The following is a 6,471-nucleotide window of genomic DNA, read 5'->3' as shown; positions in this document are numbered from 1 at the left end:
CAGAAGACGACAACCGCGCATTCGCCAACGCCTGCCGAATCACCCGCTGCTGCGAAGGACCATTCGGCGCCGTCAACCCATTCGACGCACCATCCTGATTAACCGCACTCCCCCGCACCACCGCCAGCACACGATGCCCAAGACGCTCCGCATCCGACAACCGCTCCAACACCAACAACCCAACACCCTCACCCCACCCCGTACCATCAGCCGCATCAGCAAACGCCTTACACCGACCATCCACCGCCAGACCGTTCTGCTCAGCGAACTCCGCATACAGACCTGGGTGGGTCATCACGGCCACGCCGCCGGCCAGGGCGAGGGTGCACTCACCATTGCGCAGCGACTGCGCGGCCAGATGCAGCGCCACCAACGAGGAGGAGCATGCTGTGTCCACACTGATCGTCGGCCCTTCAAGGCCGAACGCATAGGCAACCCGCCCGGAGGCCACGCTGCTCGCGTTGCCGGTCAGCACATGCCCCGCGACATCACTCCGGACCTGCGAAGAATCAGCAACCTGGGCCAACGAGTGATAATCACTGCCCGCAAGCCCAGCAAACACACCCGTCCCACTGCCCGACAACGACGCCGGATCAATCCCCGCCCGCTCGAACGCCTCCCACGCAACCTCCAGCAACAACCGCTGCTGCGGATCCATCGCCAACGCCTCACGCGGCGACACACCAAAAAACCCCGCGTCAAAACCAGCGACATCACTCAAAAAACCGCCCACACGAGCACAAGACCCCGGAAGCCCCCCGACATCCCAACCACGATCATCAGGAAACTCCGACAAACCCTCCCGCCCCGCAACAACCACATCCCACAAATCCTCCGGAGAACCCACACCCCCCGGAAAACGACATGCCATACCCACAATCGCAATCGGATCGTGGGCCCTGGCCTCCACATCGGTAAGACGCTGCCGGGTGCGATGCAGATCGGCCGTGACGCGCTTGAGATACGCAACGAGCTGTTCTTCGTTCGCCACTAGTTCAGCTCTCCAAATTCACGGTCGATGAAGTCGAGCACCTCGTCCGCGTTGGCCGCATCAAGCTGCGCCTCGGCAGAAAGGCCAAGTTTCTCGCTCTCGGTGCCAGTCAGCTTCCACAGCGTGGCCTGGAGCCGGTGGACGATCTCAGCCTGTTCCCGCGCATCGCCGACCATCACGGCGATGTCGGCGTCGATCTGTTCCAGCCCGGCCTTGATCCGATCCATCGGCCCGGCCCCGGCGGGCACAAGCTGGTCGACTATTTGCCGAGCCAACAGACTCGGCGTCGGATAGTCGAAGACGGCCGTGGCCGGCAATGCCAGGCCGGTCGCTCCGCGCAACCGATTCCGCAGTTCGACACCCGCGAGGGAGTCAAAGCCCATGTCTCTGAAGGCGCGATTCGGATCGAGCTCACCATGTGTGGCGTGGCCGAGCACAGCGGCGACGTCGGCGAGCATCGACTCCAGCACCACCGACAGCTGATTTGCCGGAGGCAGGGTCCGCAGGCGGGCGGAGAAGGATTCGGCGGACACTTCCTGGCGCGTACCAACAGCTGCCCGGCGGCCGCGCACCATCCCACGGAGCAAGGCAGGCACCGTGTCTCCGGTGTACCGGGCACGCAGTTCCGAGACGCTCACTCTCATGGGGAGAAAGCCGGGTCGCCCGTCAGCTCTTGCCACATCCATCAGACGCAGTCCGTCAGCAGCGCTGAGCGGCAATACACCATCGGCCCTGATGCGCCGGAGGTCTTGCTGGCCAAGAGTTCCGGCCATTCCTGTGGACTGGTCCCACAAGCCCCACGCCAATGAGGTGGCCGGCAGGCCGGCGGCATGCCGGTACTGCGCCAATGCGTCGAGGAATGCGTTCGCAGCGGCGTAGTTGGCCTGTCCGGGAGTGCCCAAAACGCCCGACGCGGAAGAGAACATGACGAAGAACGCCAGGTCCCGGTCCTCGGTCAGCTGGTGCAGGTTCCAAGCAGCATCTGCCTTGGCGTGCAGCACCTTGGTCAGGGAGGTCCCGGTCTGCGCCCCGATCACGGCGTCATCCAGGACCCCGGCCGTGTGGATCACTCCTGCCAGGTCCGGTATCTCCGCGAGCAGTTTGGAGAGTTCGTCCTTCTCGCCCACGTCACAGGCAACGACGCGAACAGCTGCCCCTGCATCGGCCAGCTCAGCGGTCAACTGGGCGCAACCGGGTGCCTCTGAGCCGCTCCGGCTTGCCAGTACCAGCTTCCTGGCGCCGTGTACGGTCACGAGGTGCTTCGCCGCGAGCCCTCCCAGAGCTCCTGTGCCACCTGTGATCAGCACGGTTCGGTCGGGGTCCGGCGCCGACGGTACGGTCAGCACCGCCTTGCCGACCAACTGCGCCTGGCTCAGAGCTCTGAGCGCCTCTGGTGCCCGGTGCACATCCCACGTGGTGATCTCCGGCAGCGTCAGCACACCTCGGTCGAACAGGACCAGCAGCTCACGCAGCATCTGCCCGATTCGCTCCGGCCCGGCCTCGATCAGATCGAAGGCCTGGTATCCCGGCACATCATCCGGATCCCTCAGGTCAGCCTTGCCCATCTCAAGGAAGCGCGCACCCTCGGACATCAGCCGCAGCGAGGCCTCGAGGAACTCCCCCGTCAGCGCGTTCAGCACGACGTCCACACCGCAGCCACCCGTTACAGCGTGGAACTGCGGCTCGAAGTCCAGCGTGCGCGACGACGCGATGTGGTCGTCAGCCAGCCCCATCTCGCGGAGCACGGCATGCTTAGCAGGGCTGGCGGTCCCGAACACCTCAGCCCCCAGATACGCCCCGAGCTGTACAGCAGCCGTGCCCACCCCGCCAGCGGCAGCATGCACCAGCAGCGATTCACCGGGGTGCAGCGACGCCAGGTCCACCAACGCGTAGTAGGCCGTGAGGTAGACCACCGGAATCGCGGCGGCTTCCGCAAACGACCAGCCTTCCGGGATGGGCGCCAGAGTTCGGTGGTCAGCCACAGCAATCGGCCCGAACGCGCCTTCGAACATGCCCAGCACCCGGTCGCCTGGAGCGACTGTGTCGACCTCAGGCCCAACCTCCAGGACTACACCGGCTCCTTCGCCGCCTGGGCGCGCGTCCCCAGGGTAGACACCCAACGTGATCAGCACGTCCCGGAAGTTCACCCCTGCCGCTCGCACCGCGACTCGAACCTGTCCGGGCAGGAGCGGCTCGGTCACAGCAGGGTTGGCAATCGGCGAAAGTCCGTCCAGGGTGCCCTTCTCCACCACGTCCAGCGTCCAGGCCGGCCCGGCCGGAGGGGCCAGCCTATTTCCCGGTGCGTTCGCTCGCATCAGTCGGGGCGCGTACGGTTGTCCACCGCGCACGGCCAGTTGAGGCTCATCGGTCTCCACGATGGCCAGGAGGGCCTTGAGAGAGTCGTGGTGGCCGTCCAGGTCGACCACGGCGATTCTGTCGGGTTCCTCAGTCTGGGCAGTCCGTGCGATACCCCAGAGTGATGCCTGGCCAGGGTTCGTGACCTCGCCACTTCGCTGTACCGCGACCGCGCCATGAGTCAGCAGCACGAGGCGCGAGTCACTGAACCGGGGGTCCGACAGCCAGCTCTGCACCACTTCGAGTTGCTGCCACACAGCGTGTGTCAGATCCGCCCCGTGTCGGATCAGTGGCGCGCAGTCCAGCAGTACCGTTTCCGGTGTCGGCGCGCCGTCCGCGAGTGCATCCGTCAGGGCCGCCAGATCCGGATAGCTGTGGGCGGCCATGGCCTCCGCCATAGTCGGGGAACCGAGCACAGCCCAGGAGGTGGACTCCGCGGCCGGCAACGGCACGGGGACCCAGTCCAGCTCAAAGAGGGACCCGTCAGACGCCTCGGTCAGTGCCGAGTTCGTGACCGGCCGAACGGTCACCGCCTCCACGTCCAGCACAGGCGCACCACTATGGTCCGCCAGGCCAAGACTCACAGTGTCCGGCCCAGTGCGCTGAAGCCGTACTCGAACCGATTGGGCGCCCGTCGCGTGCAGTGTCACCCCCTGCCAGGCGAAAGGGACCAGCGCCTGACCGGTATCCGCACCAAGGACCACGCCGTGCAGAGCCGCGTCCAGCACGGCTGGATGGAGGCCGAACCGGGCAGCGTCATCACCTGGTTCGGGCAGGGCGACCTCGGCGTACACCTCATCGTCCCGTATCCATGCCTGCCGTACTCCCTGGAACGCTGGACCGTAGACAAGGCCCAAGTCCGCCAGCGCCGGGTACAGATCCGAACTCTCGACCCTTTCCGCACCGGCCGGTGGCCACTCCGTCAGGTTGCCCGGTCGCCCTGACGCCTCACTGGTACCGAGGACGCCTTCGGCATGGGTGGTCCAAGAATCGTCGACCGCCGCCTCCGCGGGTCGCGCATGGATCGCCAGGGATCGGTCGCCTGCTTCATTAGGTGCACCGACGGAAACCTGCACGGAGACCGCCCCTCGTTCCGGCACAATCAAGGGCGTCGATATGGTCAGTTCGCGAACAGAACCGCAACCGACCTGATGGCACGCGTGCAGGGCGAGCTCGATGAAGCCTGTTCCCGGCAGCAGGACAGCACCCTGGACCACATGGTCGGCCAGCCAGCGATGGCTGGCGAGCGAGAGCCGACCGCTGAAGAGGTAGCCGTCGGAGTAGGCCAGCGCGGTTACCGCACCCAGCATCGGGTGCTCGGCCGAATGCAGGCCGATCGACGTCACATCAGCAGTAGCGGCGGTGTTGTCGATCCAGTAGTGCTGGTGTTGGAACGGGTACGTCGGCAGATCCAGGAACGGCCGCGGACTGAGCACACTCGACCAGTCCACCTCCACACCCACCACATGCAACCCCGCCAGCGCCCGCACAACAGCCCCGACTTCGTCCTGCTCCCTACGCAACGTGGGAACCACCACCCCACCCCACGGCCCAGCCTCCAACACCCCCTCCACCATCGGCGTCAACACCGCATCCGGACCCACCTCCACAAAAACACTCACACCTGAATCAGCCAACCCCGCCACCGCATCAGAAAAACGCACCGGCGCCCGAACATGCTCCACCCAATACGCCGCCGACACCGGATCCCCCGCACACACCAACGCAATCCCAGAATCCGGCTCCGAAAACTCCACCCCCTCCACCACACGCGCAAACTCATCCAACATCGGCTCCATCAACACCGAATGAAACGCATGACTCACCCGCAAACGAGACGTCCGCTCAAAACGCCCCGCCACCTCCAAAACCGCATCCTCCACACCCGACACCACCACCGACCCCGGCCCATTCACCGCAGCCAACGACACCCCCTCCCCCAAGAACGGCGCCACCTCCTCCTCACTCGCAGCAATCGCCACCATCGCCCCACCCGCCGGCAACCCCTGCATCAACCGACCCCGCGCCACCACCAACGCCACCGCATCCGCCAACGACAACACCCCCGCCACATGCGCCGCCGCGAACTCACCCACCGAATGCCCCGCCACACCAGCAGGCCGCACCCCAAACGACTCCAACAACCGAAACAAACCCACCTCAACCGCAAACATCGCCACCTGAGTCCACTCCGTCAGACCCAGCAACCCCCCATCCCCCAACACCTCCACCAACGGCACACCCGACAACACCTCCACCTCATCCACCACCGACGCAAAAACCTCAAAACGCCGGTACAACCCCAACCCCATCCCCACCCACTGCGCACCCTGACCCGTAAACACAAACCCCAACCGACCCGCGCGTGCCTCACCTCGCACCACACGACCCGAAGGCGTACCCGCCGCCAAGGCACCGAGGCTCTCAGCCAATGCGTCCCGATCCTCGGCCAGCACCACCGCCCGGTGTTCCAGAGCTGATCGCGTAGATGCCAATGACCAGGCCAGTGCGACAGGATCGGCGCTTCCGAGCTCCAGAATCTGCTGTGCCTGAGCCCGCAGGGCGGCATCTGTCCGGGCCGACAGCACCACTGGCAGCAAACCTGCCGAGCAGGCCGGCTCAGGCGTCACGGGCACAGGATCAGTCAGCTCAGGCGCCTGCTCCAGAATCACGTGCGCGTTCGTCCCACTGATCCCGAACGACGACACACCCGCCCGACGCGGACGCCCCACCTCAGGCCAGGCACGCTCCTCCGTCAACAACTCGACCGCACCGGCCGACCAGTCGACATGCGACGACGGCTCATCCACATGCAACGTCCGCGGCAACACCCCATGCCGCATCGCCATCACCATCTTGATCACACCAGCCACACCAGCAGCAGCCTGCGTATGACCCAGATTCGACTTCAACGACCCAAGCCACAGCGGCTCCTCACGCCCCTGCCCATACGTCGCCAACAACGCCTGCGCCTCAATCGGATCACCCAACGTCGTACCCGTACCGTGACCCTCCACCGCATCCACATCAGAAGACGACAACCGCGCATTCGCCAACGCCTGCCGAATCACCCGCTGCTGCGAAGGACCATTCGGCGCCGTCAACCCATTCGACGCACCATCCTG

2 protein-coding genes are annotated in these 6,471 nt (G+C 65.5%); both read right to left on the bottom strand.

Annotated elements, in window-relative coordinates; translation table 11 throughout:
• The coding region (locus G3I54_RS09810) for a beta-ketoacyl synthase N-terminal-like domain-containing protein (RefSeq protein WP_343240299.1) at positions 1 to 991 on the bottom strand (991 nt) is incomplete at its 3' end.
• Positions 991 to 6,471, bottom strand: a 5,481-nt coding sequence (locus G3I54_RS09805; RefSeq protein WP_275407940.1) for a type I polyketide synthase, incomplete at its 5' end; no start/stop codon positions are given. The genes G3I54_RS09805 and G3I54_RS09810, both read right to left, overlap by 1 nt.

This window comes from Streptomyces sp. SID14515 (genome assembly GCF_010548505.1).
In the GTDB taxonomy this organism is placed as follows: domain Bacteria; phylum Actinomycetota; class Actinomycetes; order Streptomycetales; family Streptomycetaceae; genus Streptomyces; species Streptomyces caviscabies.
Note: the sequence above shows the minus strand (reverse complement) of the source record. Positions and strands in the feature narration are given on the sequence as shown.